The organism is Pseudomonas sp. NFIX10 (assembly GCF_900111955.1).
In the GTDB taxonomy this organism is placed as follows: domain Bacteria; phylum Pseudomonadota; class Gammaproteobacteria; order Pseudomonadales; family Pseudomonadaceae; genus Aquipseudomonas; species Aquipseudomonas fluorescens_AA.
In genome coordinates this window covers 131,614-153,965 of record NZ_FOKH01000008.1, presented here as the reverse complement: position 1 = coordinate 153,965, position 22,352 = coordinate 131,614, and the positions used below count along the sequence as shown (strand labels likewise).

Genomic DNA, 22,352 nt, shown 5'->3' with positions numbered 1-22,352 from the left:
CGAAAATCTAGGCTCAGTTTCCCCGCGTGTCAAACCCACAGGGTTCACCCTGGAATATTTGTGAGACGCTCAACCTGCGGTAAGCTCCGCCACCGTACCCCCTGTTCCCGAGGTGATTTTGTCCAACATTCGTGAGGTGGCCCGGCTGGCGGGTGTTTCGGTGGCCACGGTGTCCAGAACCCTGAAATCGCCCGAGCGGGTACTCCCCGAAACACGGGACAAGGTCAACGCGGCAGTGGAACAGGCCGGCTATCGGCCCAACCTGATGGCGGTGCAGTTTCGCTCCCGCCGGACCGGCAACCTGGTGATCCTGGTGCCGGCCATCGCCAACACGTTTTTCGCCCGGGTCATCAGTGGCGCGCAACAGGCAGCGCAGGCGGCGGGTTATCGATTGCTGTTGTGCGACACCCAGGGTCGGGCGCAGATCGAGCGGGAGTTCGCCGCCCTGGTCTACGCCCACCAGGCCGACGGGGTGATCCAGTTGCGTGCCAGCGATCCTTTCGAATCGATGCCCACTGGCACCGACAGCCTGCCGCTGGTCAACGCCTGCGAAGTGGTCAAAGGTGCCCCCTACCCGACCATCAGCCTCGACAACCGAGCCGCCGCCCAGGCCATGACCGAACACCTGATCGGCCTCGGCCATCGCCGCATCGGCATCATCAAGGGACCACGCAGCAGCCCCCTGACCCTGGACCGCGTGGCCGGCTACCAGGATGCCCTGCACCAGGCCGGCATCGCCGTCGACCCCAGCCTGATCTGCCATGGCGACTTCACCTTGAAGGCCGGTGACGACGGTGCCGGGGCGATGCTGGCGTTGGCCGATCGCCCCAGTGCGCTGTTCTGTGAAAACGACGAAATGGCCATCGGCGCCCTCAGGTGCATCAAGCGAATGGGCCTGCGAGTGCCCGAGGATATTTCCCTGGTGGGCTTTGACGACATCCCGTTCGCCGCCTACTGCGACCCACCCCTGACGACCATTTCGCAGCCTGCCGAGATGTTTGGGCAAAAAGCGGTGCAGATGCTGATTGCCCTTATCGAGAAAAAGCCGATTGCCGAACGGCATGTGGTGTTGCCGTTTGTATTGACGGTGCGGGGCAGTACGGCTCCTTTGGCATGACAAGGAACCTGTGGCGCGGGGATAAATCCCCTCGCCACAATGGTCAACAGGCTGAAGATCAGTTGTTGCATCAGGCAAACGTCGCCCCTCGAGTATTCACGAACAGTGAATACAACGAATGGCTACCGGCCATGAACAACCGATTGCCTTCCCGGCCGCCGAAGCAGACGTTGGGGCAACGCTCCGGCAGGGAGATGTGCCCGATGGCCTTGCCTTCGGGGTTGAACACCCTTACGCCGTCGAGTTTTTCCAGGTCGGCCTTGGGGTCGCCATTGCCGCCCCAGCCGCACCAGAGGTTGCCGCTTTCATCGCACTTGATCCCATCGATCGCCGCGTAATCCAAGCCTTCGATGTGCTTGCGCCGCTCGCCCAGGGTGCCGTCGTCCTTGACGGCGATGGCCCAGATCAAGCGGTTGGGCTTGGCCCGGCCTTCGACCACATAGAGGATTTTTTCGTCCGGGGAAAAACACAACCCGTTCGGCCCCGCCAGGTCGTCGATCACCCGGCTGACCTTGCCGGTTTCGCCGTCGATGCGGTACACCGCGTGGGGCTGGACGGGCGTGACTTTGTGCCCCTCGTAGTTGTTGCCGGTCTGGAACGGCGGGTCGGTGAACCAGACCGAACCGTCCCGCTTGCAGACGATGTCGTTGGGCGAGTTGAAAGGCTTGCCCTCGAAACCGTCCGCCAGCACGGTGAGGGTGCCGTTGTGCTCGGTGCGGGTGATGCGCCGGCCTTCGCTGGAGGTGGTGGAGCCTTCGCACACCAGCAGCCGCCCCTGGCGATCGCGGCACATGCCATTGGAGAAATTGGCATTTTCTCGGTACACCGACAGCCCGCCGGTGATTTCATCCCAGCGCACGATGCGGTTGTTGGGAATGTCACTGACCAGCAGGTAACGCCCGTCACCGACCCACACGGGCCCCTCTGCCCAACGCAGGCCGGTGGCGAGCTTCTCCACGCTGGCGTTGAAGATGCGCAAGTCCATGAAGCTGGGGTCAAGGATATTGATCAGCGGGTCTGGGTAACGCTGGCTCAAGGGCTCGGCCTGGGCGAGCCCGGGCAGGTTGCCAAGGGTGGTGGCGGCCGCCGAGACCACCAGGGATTTTTTCAGGAACACCCGGCGGCCCTGATCGGCGGCGGTTGCAGATTGCGAAACATCCATCGTGCGTCTCCGTTAATTATTATTGGACGGGACGACAGTTTTACTCTGTGATAAGACATCGTACAAGATCACGAACTTGCTCAACCGGACAAACGATCAGTTCGGGTGCAGCGGTATGCGAACGGTAAAAGTCGTTCCGACTCGCACCTTGGAATGCACGTCGATGGTGCCCTTATGGGCCGATACGATCGCTGAAGCGATGTGCAGGCCCAGCCCGAGCCCGGCCGTGGAACCGTACTGCGTTTCACGCAGATTTCGAACCATCGGGTTGAAGATTCTGGCAATGGCATCTTTCTCGATAGGCTTGCCCTGGTTGTTGATCGCGATCACTGCCACATCCTCTTCGGCGCTCAACGAAACGATAATGGGCGTGCCCTCGGTGCCATGCTGCACGGCATTGCCAATCAGGTTGGCGAAGACCTGCTCCATGCGGGCCGGATCAAACAGCCCCTCCAGGGCGCTGGTCGTTTCAAAAAGGATTTCGCGTTCCGGATGATAGGCCCGAGCCTCCTCCACCATGCCTTCACAGGCAGCCACCAGATCGCCGTTGAAGCGCTGCACCGGAATGCCCGAGCCGAGTTGGGTACGGGTGAAATCCAGCAGATCGCCGACGATTTTGTTGGCCCGCTTGACGCTGGTGTAGATGCGCGAAGTGATCTTGGTGGCTTTGGCGGGCAGGTCCCCCGCCCGCAGCAGCACTTCGGAACTCAGCAGGATCGCACCCAAGGGGCTGCGCAGGTCGTGTCCGAGAATCCCGAGAAAGATGTTGCGCGACGCATCCACCGCCCCGGAGTAGCTGACGACAGACTCGGCCAAGGCCTGGTCCACGGCCTCGTTGAATCGAATCAGATCGTCCATGACCTGCTTGTGGTCCAACTGCGTGTGCGGCATCCAGAGCATGAGCACGCTGGTGCGCAGGGCCCGGTATTCGGAGACCATTTGCTCCACGGTAAAACCCGAGGACTGGCGGATGACCGCATGGGTTTCGGCGGCGGTTTCGATATCGGTCGCCGGCGCCTCCCCATGGGATTTGGCAATCGCCTCCTTGCGCGTTTGCGAGGTACGCAGGTCAGCGGCGATGGTGCGCAGCATCTGTTCGGCATGGTCGCGCAGGGCAAGGGCATCCATGCCAATGGACGCGGGGGTGATGGTTTTGGCGAAGTCTTCCCACGCCTGAAGAATCGGCTCGATATTGTCGAGAATGAAATCAGCCAGGCGCATGAGGTGTTCCGCAAGAAGGGCAAGGCTGTAAACGACACAGCGGCAAGATTGTTGTACAGCAAAGCACTGGACAAATGTGCGGATCTTGCAAGGTGACCGTCCACATGCAACAGAGCGTACAGGCCTGCGGACCTTATCTCTTGCACTTCAGAAGGTAAAAACCTCACCATTATACGACAACCTATAACTACACATTGAGCGAGCCAAGGTGCCTGTGGCTGGAACGGTGAATTGAACAGACTCACCCCATTGTGGCGAGGGGATTTATCCCCGCTTGATTGTAGGAGCTGTCGAGCGAAGCGAGGCTGCGGTCTTTCCTCAGACGATTGAGACGCGAGCGAACGTTCAACAGGTCAAGATCAAAAGATCGCAGCCTTCGGCAGCTCCTACGGGGTATTGATAAGTCCAGCGCCCAAACCTTAGGTCTGCCCTGCTCCAGTCCAAACAGTGATATCGGCTACAGGCGGATTTCAGCAGCCGGCATGACATCAATCCGTGACACCGCACTGCTCAGCCGCCCCAGCCGGTTGTTGTGGTTGGCGATGATCTGCTCGGCCGCCATGCTGCCGTTGTCCACCGTGGAGTGGGCATCGATAATCAGCAATGCGGTGTTCATGGCCTTCCCTCTTCAAACAGTGTCGCAGCCGCGCTCCCCCTCAATAACCCAGCGACAACCCGGTGTTGCGACGGGGGTCGTTGGCGCCATAGAAGCGGTTCTTGCCCACCGGCTTGCCGCCCAATGACGGCGCGCCGACCAGGATCGCGGCGATGTGGTTGGGGTCTTGCGGGCCGGCAAATTTGTGTCCCCAGCTCTCCAGCAGCTTCTGGGTATCGGGGCTGGCCGCGAACGTCTCCAGGTTGGTTTCCTCCGGCATCCATTGCTGGTGGAAACGCGGCGCATCGACCGCCTCCTGGAGGTTCATGCCGTAGTCGATCACGTTGAGGATGGTCAGCAGCGTCGCGGTGATGATCCGGCTGCCGCCCGGGGTGCCCACCACCATGACCGTCTTGCCGTCCTTGGTGACGATAGTCGGGCTCATGGATGACAGCGGTGCCTTGCCCGGCGCGATGGCGTTGGCCTCGCCCTGCACCAGGCCATACATGTTGGGCACGCCGACCTTGGCGGTGAAGTCGTCCATCTCATCGTTGAGGATCACCCCGGTCTTGCTCGCCATGACGCCCGCGCCGAACCAGTCGTTCAAGGTGTAGGTGACCGAAACGGCGTTGCCCCACTTGTCGACAATGGAGTAATGGGTGGTGTTGCTGCCCTCATGGGGCGCCACGCCGGGCTTGATTTTCTGCGAGTCGCCGGCTTTTTGCGGCTCGATCGCGGCCCGCAGCTTGGCGGCGTAGGTCTTGTCCAGCAGATGGTCGATGGGGTTCTTCACGAAGTCCGGATCACCCAGGTAGCTGTTGCGGTCCACGTAGGCGTGGCGCATGGCTTCGATCTGATAGTGCATGCCCTGGGCCGAATGGAACCCCAGCTCCTTCATCGGATAGCCGTCGAGGATGTTCATGATCTGGCACAGCACCACCCCGCCGGAACTGGGCGGCGGCGCCGAGATGATGTGGTAGCCACGGTAGTCACACTCCACCGGAGCGAGCTCGCGGGTCTTGTACTTGTCCAGGTCGGCCTGGGTGATGATGCCTTTGTTGGCCTGGCTGGAGGTGACCAGGGCATCGGCGACCCAGCCCTTGTAGAAACCGTCGGCGCCCTTGGCGGAGATTTCCCGCAGGGTCTTGGCGAGGTCTTTTTGCACCAGCTTCTGGCCGACCTGCATGGGCTCGCCGTTGTGCAGGAAGATCGCACCGGAGTCGCGCATGTCCTTCTTGAATACATCGGTGGCGGTTTCCAGCAGATCGACATCACCCTGCTCCAGGGCGAAGCCTTCCTCGGCGAACTTGATGGCCGGGGCGATCAATTCCGCCCGCGGTTTGCTGCCGTACTTGCTCAACGCCAGCTCCATGCCGGAAACGGTGCCGGGCACGCCTACCGCCAGGTGGCCGCGGGTACTGAGTTCGGGCACGACGTTGCCGTCTTTGTCCAGGTACATGTTGGCGGTGGCGGCCAGGGGGGCCTTTTCGCGGAAATCCAGGAACGTCTTGCGACCGTCGGCCAATTGCAGGGTCATGAAACCACCCCCGCCCAAGTTGCCCGCCGCCGGATACACCACCGCCAGGGCATACCCCACCGCCACCGCCGCATCCACGGCATTGCCGCCGTTCTTGAGCACGTCGACGCCGACATGGGTCGCCAGGTGCTGGGCGGTGACCACCATACCGTTCTCGGCCGCCACCGGCGCCTGGGAAGCGGCGTACGTCGATAAACAACCGAGGGTCAATGACGTAGCGATGAGGGTCCGGGCCAAGGATTCGAACTTCATGAGTCGGTCTCTTCTTGTTTTCAGGGATAGGGATCGCTTCAAAAGCATTAGGCAGTATGGCCTGGTTTGCGTAATGCGCCTGTTTCCCCGCCGACCGGGTGACGTCACGACAGCCTTTGGGATAGGCTCCTGCGCTTGATCTTGACTGAATAGGGACATCGCCGATGACGCTACGAATCGAACGCACGGACTCGCCCACCGACGAAGAGCGCCAAGCCATCCTCGCCCCGCTACGCGCCTATAACACCGCCAAGACCGGTGGCAGTGCACCTGAACTGGTGGCCTGGCTGGTGCGGGACGAACAGGGTGAAATTGTCGGTGGGCTCTACGGCCGAGTGTTCTTTCGCTGGCTGTATATCGAGCTGCTAGTGGTGCCGGAACAGGCCCGAGGCCAGAGCACCGGCTCGACTCTGATGCAGATGGCCGAAGCACTGGCCCGGGAGAAAAACTGCGTGGGCATCTGGCTGGACACCTTCGACTTCCAGGCCCCGGCGTTCTACCGCAGACACGGTTTCACCGAGTGCGGCCAGATCGACGACTACCCGCCGGGCCACCAGCGCTTCTTCTTCCAGAAGCGCCTGGACACCTGAAGCACAACCCCTGTGGGAGCGAGCTTGCTCGCGATAGCCATTTAACAGTCAACATTTCTGTCGTCTGACCCGCCGCTATCGCGAGCAAGCTCGCTCCCACATAGGATCCGGGGCGTTAGTGCCAGCTGCTTACAAACAAGTCGCCAACGCCGCCAACCGGCGCTTGGCCACAAAGTCGTCATGCTTGGCGTAATAACTTAACTCGGTGCCCGTCGCTCCGGCGTGCAGATCGACAAACGATTCGGCGGAGCGGGTGTAGACCGTAGAGCCACCTTTCTTGCCCGGTTGCAGGTAGGCGCCGGCATCGACACCGAATACCGCTTCGTCCTGCCAGGAAAACTGCACGCACTGGGCCACGACCTGTTCCGGCTTGTCCGAGGTCAGGGTCTTGTAAGGGGCCTGGGTCCGCGCCTCGTTCATCGCCGAACCCGCGCAGCCGACCAGCAAAATGGCGGCCAGGGCCACCGTCAACATTCGCATTGCGTTCACTCATCGAAAAAAACGGACTGTAGCACTGCGGCCCGAGCCATCGTGCTGCTTTACTGAAATTTACCCGCGACAGCGAGCACCGATTCACGCAATCTGTCGCGCCATCGCCACCAGTCACGCGGAACACCCATGACCCCCAACGCCGAGTTCTACAAGCCCACCCCGGAATATGCCGACAAACTGATCAGCCAGATCGGCAAGACACCTTCGTGGATCGCCAAGCGCATCGGCGTCACCGACAAGCGGATTCGCTACATCCTCGACGGCGAACGCACCGTCAAGGGCGAAACCACACCGATCCAGATGACCTACACCGAACAATTCGCCCTCGAATGCCTGGCGGCTGCGGCCAAGGCCAGCAAGAAGCAGTCTTCGTCTCCCAAGGAGTGACCATGGCGGCAACCGAACAGCAACACGAACGGGCCCTGGCAAAGTTTCTCGACGAGCGCCCCGAACTGCGCCACGAACTGGACCACCTCAACCCGCTGCTGGCCCAGGCCAAGGGCGAGACCACCGAGCAGTACCGCGCCGAACGCTTGCACGAAGCGTTCGAAGCCGAGGCCGAGCGCCTGGGCCTGTTTGCCTGGGAACTGACTTTGCAACTGACCGCCGCCTCGCCCGAGGAGTACCAGGCCCAGCGTCTGGACGTGCACAGGGAAGTGGCGGAGATGGCGGGGATGGCGTGGGCGGAGTATTGCGAGTTGCATGGGCTCAAGCAGTAGCTCGTATGGATTGAGTACCACTGTTTGGACCGGGGACATGGCAGACCACCTGTGGCGAGGGGATTTATCCCCGTTGGGCTGCAAAGCAGCCCCTCGACCCGTCAACGCGGTGTATCAGACAGGCCACGGTGGCTGAAAGAGGGGCCGCTACGCGCCCCAACGGGGATAAATCCCCTCGCCACAAGATAAATCCCCTCGCCACAAAGTATTCAAAGCATGCCCTTGTGTTGAATCTCCTGGCAATCGCCGCACCGCCCATAAAGCTTTATCATGGCCGCAGTTTTGCTGATCGGGTCTGTCATGAAGTTCGCCATTGCACTGTTTTCCGCCGCCCATGCGCCCTCCTCGCGCCGTGCCTTGCTGTTTGCCCAGGCGGCGCTGGCAGGTGGACATGAGATCGTGCGGCTGTTTTTCTATCAGGACGGCGTCTATAACGCCTGCGCCAGTGTCGTCACGCCCCAGGACGAACAGGACCTGCCCCAGCAGTGGCGCGCATTCGTCAGCGACAACCGGCTCGACGGCGTGGTCTGCATCGCGGCGGCGCTGCGTCGTGGCGTGTTGAACGAGGAAGAAGCCCAGCGCTACCAGCGTGCGGCGGCCAGTGTCGAAGCGCCCTGGGCCTTGTCCGGCCTGGGCCAGTTGCACGATGCGATCCAGGACGCCGACCGCTTGATCTGTTTTGGAGGCGCGTGATGGCCAAGTCTTTATTGCTGATCAGCCGCCAGGCCCCCTGGTCCGGCCCCGGCGCCCGTGAAGCCCTGGACATCGTCCTGGCCGGCGGCGCGTTCGACCTGCCCATCGGCCTGCTGTTTCTCGATGACGGCGTGTTCCAGCTCACCGCCGGCCAAAACGCCAAGGCGGTCCAGCAAAAAGACCTGAGCGCCAACCTGCAGGCGTTGCCGATGTTCGGCGTCGAAGACCTGTTCCTCTGCGCCGACAGTGCCGCCGAACGCGGCGTTGCCAGCGCTGCCCTGGCGCTGGGCGAGGTGAAAGTACTGAGCGCGCCGGACATCGCTGCGCTCATCGACCGTTACGACCAGGTGATCACCCTCTGATGTCGACTTTGCATGTGTTGTCTCATTCGCCCTTCGGCGATAACCGCCTCGCCAGTTGCCTGCGAGTGCTGGGCAATCAGGATGCGCTGCTGCTGTGCGGCGACGCGACATACGCGTTGCAACCGGGCAGCCCACCGTTCGAACGGCTGCAGGCCGCCGGCGTGAAGCTGTTCGTGCTCGCCGAAGACCTTCAGGCCCGCGCCCTGGACACACCAGACTGGGCCGAAGCCATCAACTACTCAGGCTTCGTCGAGCTATCGATCGAGCACGACAAGGTCAACACCTGGCTATGAACACGCTGAACGTGGGCGATCGCGCCATCGCGCTGGACAAGGACGGCTACCTGGCCGACCTGGACGACTGGTCGGCCGAAGTCGCCACGGCCCTGGCCAGCGCCGAGGACATCGAGTTGAGTCCCGAACACTGGGAAATCCTTGAACTGCTACGGGGTTTCTACGACGAATTCCAGCTCTCCCCCGCAACCCGGCCGCTGATCAAGTACACGGCACTGAAACTGGGGGCGGACAAAGGCAACAGCCTGCACCTGAACCGATTGTTCAAAGGCACTCCCGCCAAACTCGCCGCCAAGCTGGCGGGCCTGCCCAAACCGACGAATTGCTTATGACCGATTTTCCTGCACTGACCCTTGAGACCCCGGCCGAACACCCGTTCGCCCAGTTCGTGCGCATCCTTGGCAAAGGCAAGCGCGGCGCCCGCAACCTGACCCGCGAAGAAGCCCGCGAGGCCATGGGCATGGTGCTCGATGAAAAGGTCGAAGAGACCCAGCTCGGCGCCTTCCTGATGCTGCTGCGGCACAAGGAAGAAAGCGCCGAGGAAATGGCCGGCTTCACCGAAGCCCTGCGTGAACGCCTGGTGGTCCCGGCGTTGACGGTGGACCTCGACTGGCCGACCTACGCCGGCAAGAAGCGCCATTTGCCGTGGTACCTGCTGGCGGCCAAGTGCCTGGGGCAGAACGGTGTGCGAATTTTCATGCACGGCGGCGGCGCTCACACGGCCGGTCGCCTCTACACCGAACAATTGCTGGGCTTGCTGCAGATCCCGCTGTGCCGGGATTGGCAACAGGTCGGCAGCGCGCTGGACCACGGCGGCCTGGCCTTCATGCCGCTGGTGGACTGGGCGCCGCAAATGCAGCGGATGATCGACCTGCGCAACACCTTGGGCCTGCGCTCGCCGATCCATTCCCTGGCCCGGATTCTCAACCCACTGGCCGCCCGCTGTGGCCTGCAAAGCATCTTCCATCCGGGCTACCAGGCCGTGCATCGCGATGCCAGCGGCTTGCTCGGTGACACCGCCATCGTGATCAAGGGCGACGGCGGCGAAATCGAGATCAACCCGGACGCCGACAGCCACCTGTACGGCACCACCGGCGGCGCCAGTTGGGACGAAGAATGGCCGCGCCTGGCCGAGCAGCGCCATGTCAAACCGGAGAGCCTCGACCCCGAGCATTTGAAGGCGATCTGGCGTGGTGACGTCGAGGACAGCTACCCGCAACTGGCGCTGATCGCCACCATGGCACTGGCCTTGCGCGGCCTGGGCCTGGCTCGCGAAGAAGCGTTCGATAAAGCCCGGCAGTACTGGGACGCGCGGGATCGTTCGATCTAACCGATCATTAACGCCCAACCTTTGCGCTTTTAGTTCGAACCTATGGGAATAGACTCGTCTCCAATGATGATTGAGCGAGGATATCCAGATGGGTTTGTTGGTCGAGGGCCGCTGGCAGGACCAGTGGTATGAAAGCAAGGACGGCACCTTCCAGCGCGAACAGGCGCAGCGCCGTCATTGGGTGACCGCCGATGGCAGCGCCGGCCCCTCGGGCGAGAGCGGCTTTGCCGCCGAGGCCGGGCGCTACCATTTGTATGTCTCCCTGGCCTGCCCCTGGGCCCACCGCACGCTGATCGTGCGCAAGCTCAAGGGCCTGGAGGCGCTGATCGATGTCTCGGTGGTCAGCTACCTGATGCTGGAAAACGGCTGGACCTTCGAGAAGGCCCACGGGTCCACAGGCGACAAACTCGACTCTCTGCAATTCCTGCATCAGCGCTACACCGCCGACACGCCGGACTACACCGGCCGCGTCACCGTGCCAGTGCTGTGGGACAAACGCCAGCAGCGCATCGTCAACAACGAATCGGCGGAAATCATCCGCATGTTCAACAGTGCCTTCGATGGTTTGACGGGCAACGACCTGGACCTGTATCCCGAGCACCTGCGCCGCGATATCGATGCCTTGAACGAGCGGATCTACCCGGCGGTCAACAACGGCGTGTATCGCGCCGGATTCGCCACCACCCAAGCGGCCTACGAAGAAGCGTTCGACGGTTTATTCGCCGAGCTGGACCGGCTGGAGACCCTGCTTGCGACCAAACGCTACTTGGCTGGCGAATACCTGACCGAGGCGGATATCCGCCTGTTCACCACGATCATCCGTTTCGACGCGGTGTATTTCGGTCACTTCAAATGCAATCTGCGGCGCATCGCCGATTATCCAAACCTGTCGAACTGGCTGCGAGAGCTGTACCAGTGGCCGGGCATTGCCGAAACCGTGGACTTCACCCATATCCAGGGCCATTACTACGGCAGCCACAAGACCATCAACCCCAACGGGATCGTGCCCAAGGGGCCGAAGCAGGACTTCACGGTTGCCCATGACCGGGAAAGGTTGAGGGGGAAAGGGATTTGGCGCGGAGCTGGGGACTGATTCTGGACTTTCGCTGTATTCGAGGGCCTCATCGCGAGCAAGCTCGCTCCCACACTGGATCTTCGATGTGCCAAATATCCCTGTGGGAGCGAGCTTGCTCGCGATCGGGGCGACGCGGTCTCTAGACCTGCCCCTGAGCCCCTTCAAACCAGGCCAGTTTCTCGCGCAACTGCACCACTTCCCCAACGATCACCAGCGTCGGCGCATGCACCTCATGCTCGGCCACCAGCCGTGGCAAGTCCGCCAAAGTACCGGTAAAGACCCGCTGGTTCGACGTGGTGCCCTGCTGGATCAACGCCGCCGGCGTATCCGCCGCGCGACCGTGCTTGATCAACTCGTCGCAGATCATCGGCAGGCCGACCAAGCCCATGTAGAACACCAGCGTCTGCGCCGGCGACACCAGGTCGGCCCATGGCAAGTCGCTGGTGCCGTCCTTGAGATGGCCGGTGATGAAACGCACCGATTGGGCGTAGTCGCGGTGGGTCAGCGGGATCCCGGCGTAGGCCGCACAACCACTGGCGGCGGTGATGCCCGGGACGACCTGGAACGGGATGCCATGGGCCGCCAGCTCTTCGATCTCCTCGCCACCACGGCCGAAGATGAATGGATCACCGCCCTTCAACCGCACCACGCGCTTGCCCTGGCGGGCCAGGTCGACCAATTGCTGGTTGATCTGGTCCTGGGGCACGGCGTGTTCGGCGCGGCGCTTGCCAACGTAGATGCGCTCGGCGTCGCGCCGGCACAGTTCGAGGATCGCCGGCGCCACCAGGCGGTCGTACAGCACCACATCCGCCTGCTGCATCAAACGCAAGGCGCGGAAGGTCAACAGGTCCGGATCACCCGGCCCGGCCCCCACCAGATAGACTTCGCCCGGCGCGTTCGGCGCCTGGCCGTCGATCTTTTCCCGCAGCAAGCGCTCGGCTTCACCCCCCTGCCCGGCCAGTTGGCGGTCGGCGATAGGGCCTTGGAACACTTCTTCCCAGAACGCCCGGCGCTGCTGGACATCGGGAAACAGTTGCTTGACCGGATTGCGAAAACGCGCCGCCAGCCCGGCCAACTGCCCATAGGTCGAGGGAATCCAGGTTTCCAGCTTGGCCCGGATCAGTCGCGCCAACACCGGCGCGTCGCCGCCACTGGACACCGCGATCACCAAGGGCGAGCGGTCGACGATCGCCGGGAAGATCACGCTGCACAGGGCCGGCGCGTCCACCACGTTGACCGGCACGCAACGCTTATGGGCGTCGGCCGAGACCTGGGCATTGAGCGGTTCGTCGTCGGTGGCGGCAATGATCAGCCCGCAACCGTCCAGATCCGACTCAAGGTAACCGCGCTGGACACACTCGCCGCCGCTGCCACTGACCAGATCCCGCAACTGTGGTTCGATGTCGGGTGCGACCACCCGCAGCAACGCGCCGGCATCGGCCAGCAGGCGGGACTTGCGCAAGGCAATCTCCCCGCCGCCGACCACCAGCACGCGGCTGCCGCGCAGGTTGTGGAACAGTGGCAAATAGTCCATTTAGCCGATGACCTCGATGCCGCCCATGTAAGGTTTCAATACCTCGGGCACACGGATCGAACCGTCGGCCTGCTGGTAATTCTCCAGCACCGCCACCAGGGTACGCCCCACCGCCAGACCGGAGCCATTGAGGGTATGGACCAGTTCCGGCTTGCCGGTTTCCGGGTTGCGGAAACGCGCTTGCATGCGGCGGGCCTGGAAGTCGCCGCAGTTGGAGCACGACGAAATCTCGCGGTATTTGTCCTGGCTCGGAATCCAGACTTCCAGGTCGTAGGTCTTGACCGCGCTGAAGCCCATATCGCCGGTGCACAGCGCCAGGGTGCGATACGGCAGTTCCAGCAGTTGCAGGACCTTCTCGGCGTTGGCGGTCAGGCTCTCCAGCGCTTCCATGGATTTCGACGGCTCGACAATCTGGACCATCTCGACCTTGTCGAACTGGTGCTGGCGGATCATGCCGCGGGTATCACGGCCCGACGCCCCGGCTTCACTGCGGAAGCACGGCGTGTGGGCGACGAATTTGATCGGCAGTTGCTTGGCGTCGACGATCTCGCCGGCCACGATGTTGGTCAGCGACACTTCGGCGGTCGGGATCAGGTACAAGTCGGCCTCGCCATCGCGGCTGATCTTGAACAGGTCTTCCTCGAACTTCGGCAACTGACCGGTGCCCTGCAGCGCCGGGGCCTGGACCAGGTACGGGGTGTAGGCTTCTTCGTAGCCGTGTTCGGTGACGTGCAGGTTGATCATGAACTGCGCCAGGGCCCGATGCAGACGCGCGATCGGCCCGCGCAGCAAGGCGAAACGGGCGCCCGACAGCTTGGCGGCGGTTTCGAAGTCCAGCCAGCCGAATTTCTCGCCCAGGGCCACGTGGTCCTGCACTGGGAAATCGAAGGATGTCGGCGTGCCCCAACGGCGCACTTCGACGTTGCCGTCTTCGTCTTCACCGACCGGCACCGATTCGTGCGGCAGGTTCGGGATGCCCAGCAGGATCGAATCCAACTCGGTCTGGATCGCGTCCAACTCGACCTTGCCCGCGCTCAATTCACCCGCCATGCGCTCGACATCGGCCATCAGCGGCGCGATGTCTTCGCCACGCTGCTTGGCCTGGCCGATGGACTTGGAGCGCGCGTTACGTTCAGCCTGCAGGGCCTCGGTGCGGGTCTGGACGGTCTTGCGCTGTTCTTCCAGCGCTTCGATGCGCGCGACGTCCAGGGCAAAGCCACGGGAAGCCAGGCGGTCCGCTACGTCCTGGAGGTTGCTACGTAACAGTTTGGAATCGAGCATGTCGGTCTCTCGTTATCAAAGTTTGGTCAAGGACAGGCCGGCCCAGGTGGCGAGCAGCCCGCCGAATACGCTGATGGCCGCATAGCCCAGGGCCAGCGGCACCTGCCCGCTTTCCAGCAGGCGCACCGTATCCAGTGAAAAGGATGAAAAAGTCGTCAGGCCGCCGAGAAAGCCAACCATCAGCCCGGCCCGCACCTCGATGGGCACTTCCGGGCGAATCAAAAACAGACCGTATAGAACGCCGATCAGCAGACAGCCCACGATATTAACGGCCAGCGTCGCGGTATAGAAGTGCCGGGGCCAATTTGCGTTGATCCAGTTGCCCGTGGCGAAACGCAACAACGTGCCGGCGATGCCGCCAGCGGAAACGGCAAGTATCAGGGGGATCAAGATTTTCTCCGCTGTCGTGGACTCAGGCGATCCAGTTGTGCCAGGTGGTTGAGCTTCTCGCCGATCTTCAGTTCAAGGCCCCGCGGTACTGGCTGGTAGAAGCGCTGGGGTTCGAGTTCATCGGGAAAATAATCTTCGCCGGCGGCATAGGCGTCCGGCTCGTCATGGGCATAACGGTATTCTTCGCCATAGCCCAGTTGCTTCATGAGCTTGGTCGGCGCGTTGCGCAGGTGCAGCGGCACTTCGAGGGAGCCGTGCTCGGTGGCGCTGCGCATCGCCGCCTTGAAGCCCATGTACACGGCGTTGCTCTTCGGCGCACAGGCCAGGTACGTGATGGCCTGGGCCACGGCGAGTTCACCTTCTGGGCTGCCGAGGCGCTCCTGCACGTCCCATGCCGCCAGGCACAGGCTCAGGGCCCGGGGATCGGCATTGCCGATGTCTTCGCTGGCCATGCGCACGACGCGCCGCGCCAGGTACAGCGGATCGCAACCGCCGTCGATCATGCGCGCAAACCAGTACAGGGCCGCGTCGGGGTTGGAACCGCGAATGGATTTGTGCAGCGCCGAAATCTGGTCGTAGAACGCTTCGCCGCCCTTATCGAAGCGCCGCCGGGTATCGCCCAGCAGGCTTTGCAGCAGCTCGACGCCAATCTCGCTGTCGTCTTCGGCCAGGTCCGAGGCGTTTTCCAGCAGGTTGAGCAAGCGCCGGCCATCGCCATCGGCGGCTGAAAACAGGATCTGGAAGCCTTCATCGCTGAGGCTCAAATGCCGCTTGCCCAGGCCGCGCTCCTCGGTCAGCGCCCGATGCACCAGCTTGCGCATCGCCGTCTCGTCGAGGCTCTTAAGCACATAGACCCGTGCCCGCGAGAGCAACGCGTTGTTGAGTTCGAACGAAGGGTTTTCGGTGGTGGCACCGATAAAAATCAGCGTGCCGTCTTCCACGTAGGGCAGGAATGCGTCCTGCTGGGACTTGTTGAACCGGTGCACTTCGTCGACGAACAGGATCGTGCGCTTGCCGTACTGCCCAGCCTGCTGCTTGGCCACTTCCACCGCCTGGCGGATTTCCTTGACCCCGGCCAGCACTGCCGACACCGTTTCAAAGTGAGCGTCCGAGACTTCCGCCAGCAGCCGCGCCAGGGTGGTCTTGCCCACGCCCGGCGGCCCCCAGAAGATCATCGAGTGCAGCGCGCCCTGCTCCAGGGCCTCGCGCAGAGGCTTGCCGCGGGCGAGCACATGTTCCTGGCCGACGTACTCATCCAGGTTGGTCGCGCGCAGGCGAGCCGCCAGTGGCTGGGCAATCGGGGCGCTTCGAAACAGGTCCATGATTACTTACAAAACCTCCGCTGGGGGCTGATGCAGATCACCTGGTGGGAGCGGGCTTGCTCGCGAATGCGGTGTGTCAGTCAACACTGATGCTGAATGCGATACCGCATTCGCGAGCAAGCCCGCTCCCACAGGGTAGGCGTCTTATTCCTGGATCACATCGGCACCCTTGGGGATGTCGAATTTGAACTTGGACGCGGCGATCGACTCGTTGGCCTTGACCCCGGTGAACAGGATATTGGTGCGCTGGCCAACACTGTCGATCAGTTGCATGTCGTTGACCAGGCCGTTACGGAACGACAGGCGCAGGCTATCGAACAGGCTGTCCTTGGTCTTGGGCTTGAGGGTGAAGTCGATCACCCCACCGGCTTCCTTGGAGGTGATGTCGAAGCTCTGGCTGATCTTGGAAATGTCACCCGACAGCAGCAAGGCCGGCGTCTGGGTCAGGCGCTGGTCGAGGGTCTTGATGGTCACCTGTTCCAGGTCCGGGTCCCACAGCGAGACTTTCTTGCCATCGGACACCATCAGTTGCTCGGCCGGCGCATCGGTGTGCCAGTAGAACAGGCCCGGACGCTGCAGGGCCATGTCACCGGCGGTTTCCTGCAGTTGGGTGCCGCTGCCATCCAGGGTCAGTTGGGAAAAGCGCGCGGTCAGCGTCTTGGATGTTTCCAACAATTGGGTCAGGCGAGCCACGTCCTTTTCGCCGGCGTGGGCCGACAAGGTAGACAAGGCCAGTACGGGCAACAGCAACATGCGAATCAGGCGCATGGGAGTCCTCATGAAGTCGTGGGGGTTCGAGCGGCGCTTTGGCAGGCCGCCCGGGTCATTAGTCGCGCATCGGGCCCGGCGCCAGCACTTCGCGCGAACCGTTGGTGTTCATGGCCGTCACCACCCCGGCCATTTCCATGGCTTCGATCATGCGGGCGGCGCGGTTGTAGCCAATCTTCAGCTTGCGCTGGACGGCGGAAATGGAGGCCCGGCGGCTCTCCAGGACGAACTGCACCGCTTCGTCATAGAGCGCATCGGTTTCAGCGTCGTCGTCACCGCCGCCACTGCTGCCCTCGAAACCGCTGCCGGCTTCTTCGACACCGTTGAGGATGTCGTCGTTGTATTCAGGGGCGCCACGCAACTTCCAGGCTTCCACCACGCGGTGCACTTCGTCATCGGAAACGAACGCACCGTGCACACGAATCGGCAGGCTGGTGCCCGGCGGCATGTAGAGCATGTCACCATGCCCCAGCAACTGCTCGGCGCCACCCTGGTCGATGATGGTCCGCGAGTCGATCTTGCTCGATACCTGGAACGCCATGCGGGTCGGGATGTTGGCCTTGATCAGGCCGGTGATCACGTCCACCGACGGCCGCTGCGTGGCGAGGATCAGGTGGATACCGGCCGCACGGGCCTTCTGGGCGATACGGGCGATCAGTTCTTCGACCTTCTTGCCGACGATCATCATCATGTCGGCGAATTCGTCCACCACCACCACGATGGTCGGCAGCTTGTGCAGCAGCGGCGCTTCGTCGTGGATGCTCTCGCGGTGATACAACGGGTCGCTCAATGGCGTCCCGGCCTCTTCGGCCTCCTTGACCTTGGCGTTGAAGCCCGAGAGGTTGCGCACGCCCATCTTCGCCATCAGCTTGTAGCGGCGCTCCATCTCGGCGACGCTCCAGCGCAGGGCGTTGGCGGCGTCCTTCATGTCGGTGACCACCGGGCACAGCAAGTGCGGAATGCCCTCGTAGATCGACAGTTCGAGCATTTTCGGGTCGATCATGATCAGCTTGGCGTCTTCCGGGCCGGACTTGAACAGAATCGACAGGATCATCGCGTTCACGCCCACCGACTTACCGGAACCGGTGGTACCGGCCACCAGCAGGTGGGGCATCTTCGCCAGGTCGGTGATGACCGGCTTGCCGCCGATGTCGTGGCCCAGGGCCAGGGTGACCGGCGACTTGTGGTTGTCATACTCAGGCGTCGACAGCACCTCGGAGAAACGCACGATCTGCCGGTCTTCGTTGGGAATCTCGATGCCCACGGTGGTCTTGCCGGGAATCACTTCCACCACCCGCACGCTGGTCACGGCCAGGGAACGCGCCAGATCCTTCGCCAGGTTGGCGATGCGGCTGACCTTCACGCCGGCGGCCGGCTGGATTTCGTAGCGGGTAATCACCGGGCCCGGATGGATCGAATCCACCGACACCTCGACCCCGAACTCCTTGAGCTTGATCTCCAGCAGGTGGCCGACGGCCGCCAGGGATTCGGGGGAATAATTGAGCTGTTTCTTTTCCGCTGGGTCCAGGATCGAGATCGGCGGCAAGGTACCTTCCACCGCACTGTCGACGAACAGCGGCGCCTGTTTCTCTTTCTGCACCCGCTTGCTCTGCTCCGGCGGCTTGGCCGGGGCCATGGTGATGACCGGCGGCACCTGTTTTTCGCGCTCGGACATGTGCTTGCTCAAGGCCTGTTCACGCTCGATCAGGCGTTCCTTGACCTTGGCCTGCTCACGCTTGTCCGGCGTCGTCGGGGCCACCACGTCGTGGACGCGGTCGTCGACTTCACGCAATTGCGCCACCAGCTGCTTGCGCTCGGTGCGCGCCGCCCACCAGCGGTTGACGGCGCCCTGGATCAGTTCGATCAGGTCGAGGGTGATCTTGCCGGTGACGTCCATGACCTTGAACCAGGACAGGTCGGTGAATACCGTCAGGCCAAACAGGAACAGGGCGATGAACAACAATGTACTGCCCTGGATGTTCAGGGCGTTCCTGGCCAGGTCGCCGAGGCTTTCCCCCAGCGCGCCACCCGCCCCGGCCGGCAAACCGGTGGGCGTATGGAAATGGATATGGGCCAGCGCGGCCCCCGACAACACCAGGAACACCAGGCCGATCAGGCGCCAGGAGAACAGCCAGCCGCTCCACTGCCACGGCTCGTGGCGCTGGCGGAAGATCTGGTAGGCCTTGATCGCCAGCAGCAACGGGAAAATGTAGGCGAAATAGCCCAGCACCATGAACAGGATGTCGGCGCTGTAGGAACCGGCCGGACCGCCGAAATTCTGCACGTCCTCGATCTTGCTGTTATGGCTCCAGCCCGGATCGTCCTTGCCGTAGGTCAGCAGGGCCATCATCAGGAACAGGCACAGGGCGCCGATGGCGATCAATGCACCTTCCTTGAGCCGGTAGTGCAGTTGCTGGCGCCAGAGCGGAACGACTGGTTTGGGTGCTGCGGTGGATTTCTTCAAAACGCTTCTTTTCCTGCGCCAATGGCGCGTCCATCTGATGAATGACTATAAAAAACTGCCCATGACGAGCAGGTAAAAAAGTGAATGTGCACAACCGGTACTACTTTTACCACTGTGAGGTGCATCCAGAAAACTGCAGGCGTGGCCGAAAATTTTGATCTTTAGCCCGCCCCGCGTTCAAAACCCAGGCATTGTACGGGTTTGTCTGCGCCAATTGGACCATGCATTCTCTTTTGTGACAAAGGCTTATGAGGTGTTTTTATGAGCGAAGCGAAGCATTCACGCCTGATCATTCTGGGTTCCGGCCCTGCGGGGTACAGCGCGGCTGTCTATGCCGCCCGCGCCAACCTCAAACCCGTTGTCATTACTGGCCTGCAGGCCGGTGGCCAGCTCACCACCACCGTGGAAGTCGATAACTGGCCCGGCGATGTCGAAGGCCTGACCGGCCCGGTACTGATGGAGCGCATGCAACGGCACGCCGAGCGTTTCGACACGCAGATCGTCTACGACCATATCCACACCGCCAAGTTGCAGCAGCGCCCCTTCGAATTGATCGGCGACAGCGGCATCTACACCTGTGATGCGCTGATCATTGCCACCGGCGCTTCGGCCCAGTACCTGGGGCTGCCCTCGGAAGAAAGCTTCGCCGGCAAAGGGGTTTCGGCGTGCGCGACGTGCGATGGCTTTTTCTATCGCAACCAGGTGGTAGCGGTCGTCGGCGGCGGCAATACCGCGGTCGAGGAAGCCCTGTACCTGTCGAACATCGCCAGGGAAGTGCACCTGATCCACCGTCGTGACAAGCTGCGCGCCGAGAAAATCCTCCAGGACAAACTCTTCGAAAAGGCTACCAGCGGCAATATCAAGCTGCACTGGAACCAGAACCTGGATGAAGTCCTGGGCGACGCCAGCGGCGTGACCGGCGCGCGCCTGCGGCACAGCGAGACCGGCGAAACCAGCACCTTGTCCCTCGCCGGGGTATTCATCGCCATCGGCCATAAACCCAATACCGATCTGTTCCAGGGCCAGTTGACGATGCGCGACGGCTACCTGCTCGTGCGCGGCGGCAGCGAAGGCAACGCCACCGCGACCGATATCGAAGGCGTATTCGCCGCAGGCGACGTGGCCGACCATGTCTATCGCCAGGCGATTACCTCCGCCGGCGCCGGCTGCATGGCCGCACTCGACGCGGAGAAGTATCTCGATGACATCCCTGCCGTTTGACGGTTAACCTTCCAGGCGGGTGCTCGCTGACGGGCGAGCCCCGCATCTGCCGCCCTCCCCTTCTACAAAGCCGGACACCCATGCTGACCTGGTTACAACGCAACAGCCTCGAATTTCCGCCACTGGCAAAAGCCATGCGCGATCCCAACGGATTATTGGCCGCCGGTGGCGATCTATCCGCCGACCGGTTGATCCAGGCCTACCGCCACGGCTGCTTCCCATGGTTTTCCGAGGGGCAACCGATCCTGTGGTGGTCGCCGGATCCACGCACGGTGTTGTTCCCCGACGAACTGCACATATCCCGCAGCTTGGGCAAACTGTTGCGCAAGCAGCGCTATGAAGTGACGTTCGATCGGGATTTTGCCGCGGTCATCCAGGCCTGCGCGGCGCCGCGAGACTATGCCGAGGGCACCTGGATCACCGACGCCATGCAAACCGCTTATCGGGAACTGCACCGACGCGGTTTCGCTCATTCGGTCGAAGTCTGGGATCAGGGGAGGCTGGTGGGCGGCCTGTATGGCTTGGCCATGGGCCAGTTGTTTTTTGGCGAGTCCATGTTCAGCCGGGCCGACAATGCGTCGAAATTCGGCTTCGCCACCCTGGTCCAACACCTCAAGGCCGCCGGTTTCGTGCTGATCGACTGTCAGATGCCCACCGAACACCTGCACAGCCTGGGCGCTCGGTCGATTCCACGCAGCGAATTTGCGGGCTATCTAAACGCACATCTGGACCTGCCCAACCAGGCAACATGGGTTTGCTGAGCGACATTCGCGCTCCTGGCTTACAATTAAATCCAAAGCTTATTCCGAGGGCCGATCATGACCGAGTTGGCGCGCTTGAAGTTCTATGCCACTCAGCCCCACTCTTGCAGTTACCTGCCGGAGGAGCAGGCCACGACGCTGTTCCTCGACCCTAGCCAGCCCATGGATGTGCATGTCTACGCAGACCTGTCGGAAATGGGCTTCCGTCGTAGTGGCGATCACCTCTATCGGCCCCATTGCCAGCATTGCAACGCTTGCGTCCCGGCGCGCATTCCCGTGGCGCAATTTTTACCCAATCGCCAGCAGAAACGCATTTTCAAGCGCAACGCCGACCTTCAGGTCCGCCCGGCCAAGCCGCAGTTCACCGAGGAATACTTCGACCTGTACCAACGCTACATCGAACAACGCCATGCCGATGGCGACATGTACCCGCCCAGCCGGGATCAGTTCTCGACCTTCCTGGTGCGTGACCTGCCGTTTTCCCGCTTCTATGAGTTCCGGCTGGAGGGGCGACTGGTCGCCATCGCTGTCACGGACCTGCTGCCCAACGGCCTTTCAGCGGTCTACACCTTCTATGAGCCGCAAGAAGAACGGCGCAGCCTGGGGCGCTTCGCCATTCTCTGGCAAATCAACGAAGCCCGGCGCCTGGGGCTGGAAGCGGTGTACTTGGGCTACTGGATCAAGAACTGCAAGAAAATGAACTACAAGACCCAATATCGGCCTATCGAATTGCTGATTAACCAGCGGTGGGTCGTCCTGAGTTAGAAGCCTTTGGCTTAAAAGCTAGAACCCCTTGGCTTGAACCCCCTTTTTCGGGCACAATGCACGCCGCTTTTGCCTGGCGCAGTTGCACCGGGCCATTCACTGGACACCGAGGGCTTTACTGCATGTCGAAAGAAGACAGCTTCGAAATGGAAGGCACTGTCGTCGACACCCTGCCCAACACCATGTTTCGTGTGGAGTTGGAAAATGGGCACGTCGTAACCGCGCATATCTCCGGCAAGATGCGCAAGAACTACATTCGTATTCTTACCGGTGACAAAGTGCGCGTCGAGCTGACGCCCTATGACTTGAGCAAAGGGCGCATCACTTACCGCGCTCGCTAACAAGTCAATACAAGACGCCCGGCTAGATGCCGGGCGTTTTTGTTTGCCTGCGACTTGCCCAATCTTC

Annotated in this window: 24 protein-coding genes and 1 pseudogene; 14 read left to right on the top strand and 11 right to left on the bottom strand. The window is 62.1% G+C overall.

The genetic code is table 11. The annotated features are described in order from the left end of the window. Window positions 1–118: 118 nt before the first annotated feature. A complete protein-coding gene (locus BM321_RS10050; protein WP_092442381.1) occupies window positions 119–1,117 on the top strand; it encodes a LacI family DNA-binding transcriptional regulator in 999 nt (332 codons plus the stop codon). Window positions 1,118–1,187: 70 nt separating this feature from the next. Here the strand turns inward: BM321_RS10050 and BM321_RS10045 are convergent, their stop codons facing one another. The 4 genes and pseudogenes from BM321_RS10045 to ggt form a co-directional block, all read right to left on the bottom strand. Continuing rightward, window positions 1,188–2,279 (bottom strand): SMP-30/gluconolactonase/LRE family protein, encoded by a 1,092-nt coding sequence (locus BM321_RS10045; protein ID WP_092442380.1) that lies wholly within the window; start codon window positions 2,277–2,279, stop codon window positions 1,188–1,190. A gap of 96 nt (window positions 2,280–2,375) precedes the next feature. Then, the gene (locus BM321_RS10040) at window positions 2,376–3,500 is read right to left on the bottom strand and encodes a sensor histidine kinase (protein ID WP_092442379.1); all 1,125 of its coding nucleotides are present in this window, start codon (window positions 3,498–3,500) and stop codon (window positions 2,376–2,378) included. A gap of 457 nt (window positions 3,501–3,957) precedes the next feature. Further along, window positions 3,958–4,104: pseudogene (locus tag BM321_RS10035) on the bottom strand (cysteine hydrolase); the annotation flags it as partial. A 52-nt stretch (window positions 4,105–4,156) separates the two neighbouring features. Further along, window positions 4,157–5,884 carry a gamma-glutamyltransferase gene (gene ggt / locus BM321_RS10030; protein WP_092442378.1) on the bottom strand — a complete coding sequence of 576 codons (1,728 nt, stop codon included), beginning with the start codon at window positions 5,882–5,884 and terminating at the stop codon, window positions 4,157–4,159. Between the two features lie 164 nt (window positions 5,885–6,048). Between ggt and BM321_RS10025 the strand changes: the two genes are divergently transcribed. After that, on the top strand, window positions 6,049–6,474 hold the full coding sequence (locus tag BM321_RS10025) for a GNAT family N-acetyltransferase (protein ID WP_092442377.1): 426 nt from the start codon (window positions 6,049–6,051) through the stop codon (window positions 6,472–6,474). 129 nt (window positions 6,475–6,603) lie between these two features. On the opposite strand, the gene BM321_RS10020 is transcribed toward BM321_RS10025, so the two are convergent. Next, a complete protein-coding gene (locus BM321_RS10020) occupies window positions 6,604–6,954 on the bottom strand; it encodes a hypothetical protein (protein ID WP_092442376.1) in 351 nt (116 codons plus the stop codon). A 138-nt stretch (window positions 6,955–7,092) separates the two neighbouring features. On the opposite strand from BM321_RS10020, the gene BM321_RS10015 reads away from it, so the two are divergent. The 8 genes from BM321_RS10015 to BM321_RS09980 all read left to right on the top strand — a co-directional run bounded on the left by BM321_RS10015 (window position 7,093) and on the right by BM321_RS09980 (window position 11,456). After that, window positions 7,093–7,353 carry a hypothetical protein gene (locus tag BM321_RS10015; RefSeq protein ID WP_092442375.1) on the top strand — a complete coding sequence of 87 codons (261 nt, stop codon included), beginning with the start codon at window positions 7,093–7,095 and terminating at the stop codon, window positions 7,351–7,353. Between the two features lie 2 nt (window positions 7,354–7,355). Continuing rightward, window positions 7,356–7,685 carry a DUF6388 family protein gene (locus BM321_RS10010; RefSeq protein WP_092442374.1) on the top strand — a complete coding sequence of 110 codons (330 nt, stop codon included), beginning with the start codon at window positions 7,356–7,358 and terminating at the stop codon, window positions 7,683–7,685. Window positions 7,686–7,985: 300 nt separating this feature from the next. After that, complete coding sequence (tusD, locus tag BM321_RS10005; protein WP_060743167.1) at window positions 7,986–8,378, top strand: sulfurtransferase complex subunit TusD; 393 nt, start codon at window positions 7,986–7,988, stop codon at window positions 8,376–8,378. Next, window positions 8,378–8,740: a sulfurtransferase complex subunit TusC gene (gene tusC, locus BM321_RS10000; RefSeq protein WP_060741571.1), complete on the top strand. Its 363-nt coding sequence runs from the start codon at window positions 8,378–8,380 to the stop codon at window positions 8,738–8,740. The genes tusD and tusC overlap by 1 nt, the downstream gene beginning before the upstream one ends. After that, the gene (tusB, locus tag BM321_RS09995) at window positions 8,740–9,033 is read left to right on the top strand and encodes a sulfurtransferase complex subunit TusB (protein WP_092196930.1); all 294 of its coding nucleotides are present in this window, start codon (window positions 8,740–8,742) and stop codon (window positions 9,031–9,033) included. The genes tusC and tusB overlap by 1 nt, the downstream gene beginning before the upstream one ends. Beyond that, on the top strand, window positions 9,030–9,365 hold the full coding sequence (locus BM321_RS09990; protein WP_060741569.1) for a TusE/DsrC/DsvC family sulfur relay protein: 336 nt from the start codon (window positions 9,030–9,032) through the stop codon (window positions 9,363–9,365). The genes tusB and BM321_RS09990 overlap by 4 nt, the downstream gene beginning before the upstream one ends. Further along, entirely contained in the window at window positions 9,362–10,363 is a 1,002-nt protein-coding gene (locus BM321_RS09985) for a glycosyl transferase family protein (RefSeq protein WP_092442373.1), read from the top strand. The genes BM321_RS09990 and BM321_RS09985 overlap by 4 nt, the downstream gene beginning before the upstream one ends. Window positions 10,364–10,451: 88 nt before the next feature. Beyond that, on the top strand, window positions 10,452–11,456 hold the full coding sequence (locus tag BM321_RS09980) for a glutathione S-transferase family protein (RefSeq protein WP_092442372.1): 1,005 nt from the start codon (window positions 10,452–10,454) through the stop codon (window positions 11,454–11,456). 121 nt (window positions 11,457–11,577) lie between these two features. Here the strand turns inward: BM321_RS09980 and cysG are convergent, their stop codons facing one another. From cysG to BM321_RS09950, 6 genes are all read right to left on the bottom strand, one after another. After that, window positions 11,578–12,972 (bottom strand): siroheme synthase CysG, encoded by a 1,395-nt coding sequence (gene cysG, locus BM321_RS09975; protein ID WP_092442371.1) that lies wholly within the window; start codon window positions 12,970–12,972, stop codon window positions 11,578–11,580. After that, window positions 12,973–14,253, bottom strand: a complete 1,281-nt coding sequence (serS, locus tag BM321_RS09970; RefSeq protein ID WP_092442370.1) for a serine--tRNA ligase — start codon at window positions 14,251–14,253, stop codon at window positions 12,973–12,975. A gap of 15 nt (window positions 14,254–14,268) precedes the next feature. After that, on the bottom strand, window positions 14,269–14,643 hold the full coding sequence (gene crcB / locus BM321_RS09965; protein ID WP_092442369.1) for a fluoride efflux transporter CrcB: 375 nt from the start codon (window positions 14,641–14,643) through the stop codon (window positions 14,269–14,271). Next, window positions 14,640–15,965, bottom strand: coding sequence for a replication-associated recombination protein A (locus BM321_RS09960; protein WP_092442368.1), 1,326 nt, complete (start codon window positions 15,963–15,965; stop codon window positions 14,640–14,642). Before BM321_RS09960 ends, crcB begins: the two co-directional genes overlap by 4 nt. A gap of 144 nt (window positions 15,966–16,109) precedes the next feature. Continuing rightward, complete coding sequence (lolA, locus tag BM321_RS09955; RefSeq protein WP_092328216.1) at window positions 16,110–16,733, bottom strand: outer membrane lipoprotein periplasmic chaperone LolA; 624 nt, start codon at window positions 16,731–16,733, stop codon at window positions 16,110–16,112. Between the two features lie 58 nt (window positions 16,734–16,791). Further along, window positions 16,792–19,197, bottom strand: coding sequence for a DNA translocase FtsK (locus BM321_RS09950; protein WP_092442367.1), 2,406 nt, complete (start codon window positions 19,195–19,197; stop codon window positions 16,792–16,794). Window positions 19,198–19,458: 261 nt separating this feature from the next. On the opposite strand from BM321_RS09950, the gene trxB reads away from it, so the two are divergent. The 4 genes from trxB (at window position 19,459) to infA (ending at window position 22,285) form a co-directional block, all read left to right on the top strand. Further along, a complete protein-coding gene (trxB, locus tag BM321_RS09945; protein WP_092442366.1) occupies window positions 19,459–20,418 on the top strand; it encodes a thioredoxin-disulfide reductase in 960 nt (319 codons plus the stop codon). 80 nt (window positions 20,419–20,498) lie between these two features. Beyond that, a complete protein-coding gene (gene aat / locus BM321_RS09940) occupies window positions 20,499–21,179 on the top strand; it encodes a leucyl/phenylalanyl-tRNA--protein transferase (RefSeq protein WP_092442365.1) in 681 nt (226 codons plus the stop codon). Window positions 21,180–21,236: 57 nt separating this feature from the next. Next, window positions 21,237–21,944, top strand: coding sequence for an arginyltransferase (locus BM321_RS09935; RefSeq protein WP_092167139.1), 708 nt, complete (start codon window positions 21,237–21,239; stop codon window positions 21,942–21,944). Window positions 21,945–22,066: 122 nt separating this feature from the next. After that, entirely contained in the window at window positions 22,067–22,285 is a 219-nt protein-coding gene (gene infA / locus BM321_RS09930) for a translation initiation factor IF-1 (protein WP_002553999.1), read from the top strand. Window positions 22,286–22,352 lie beyond the last annotated feature (67 nt).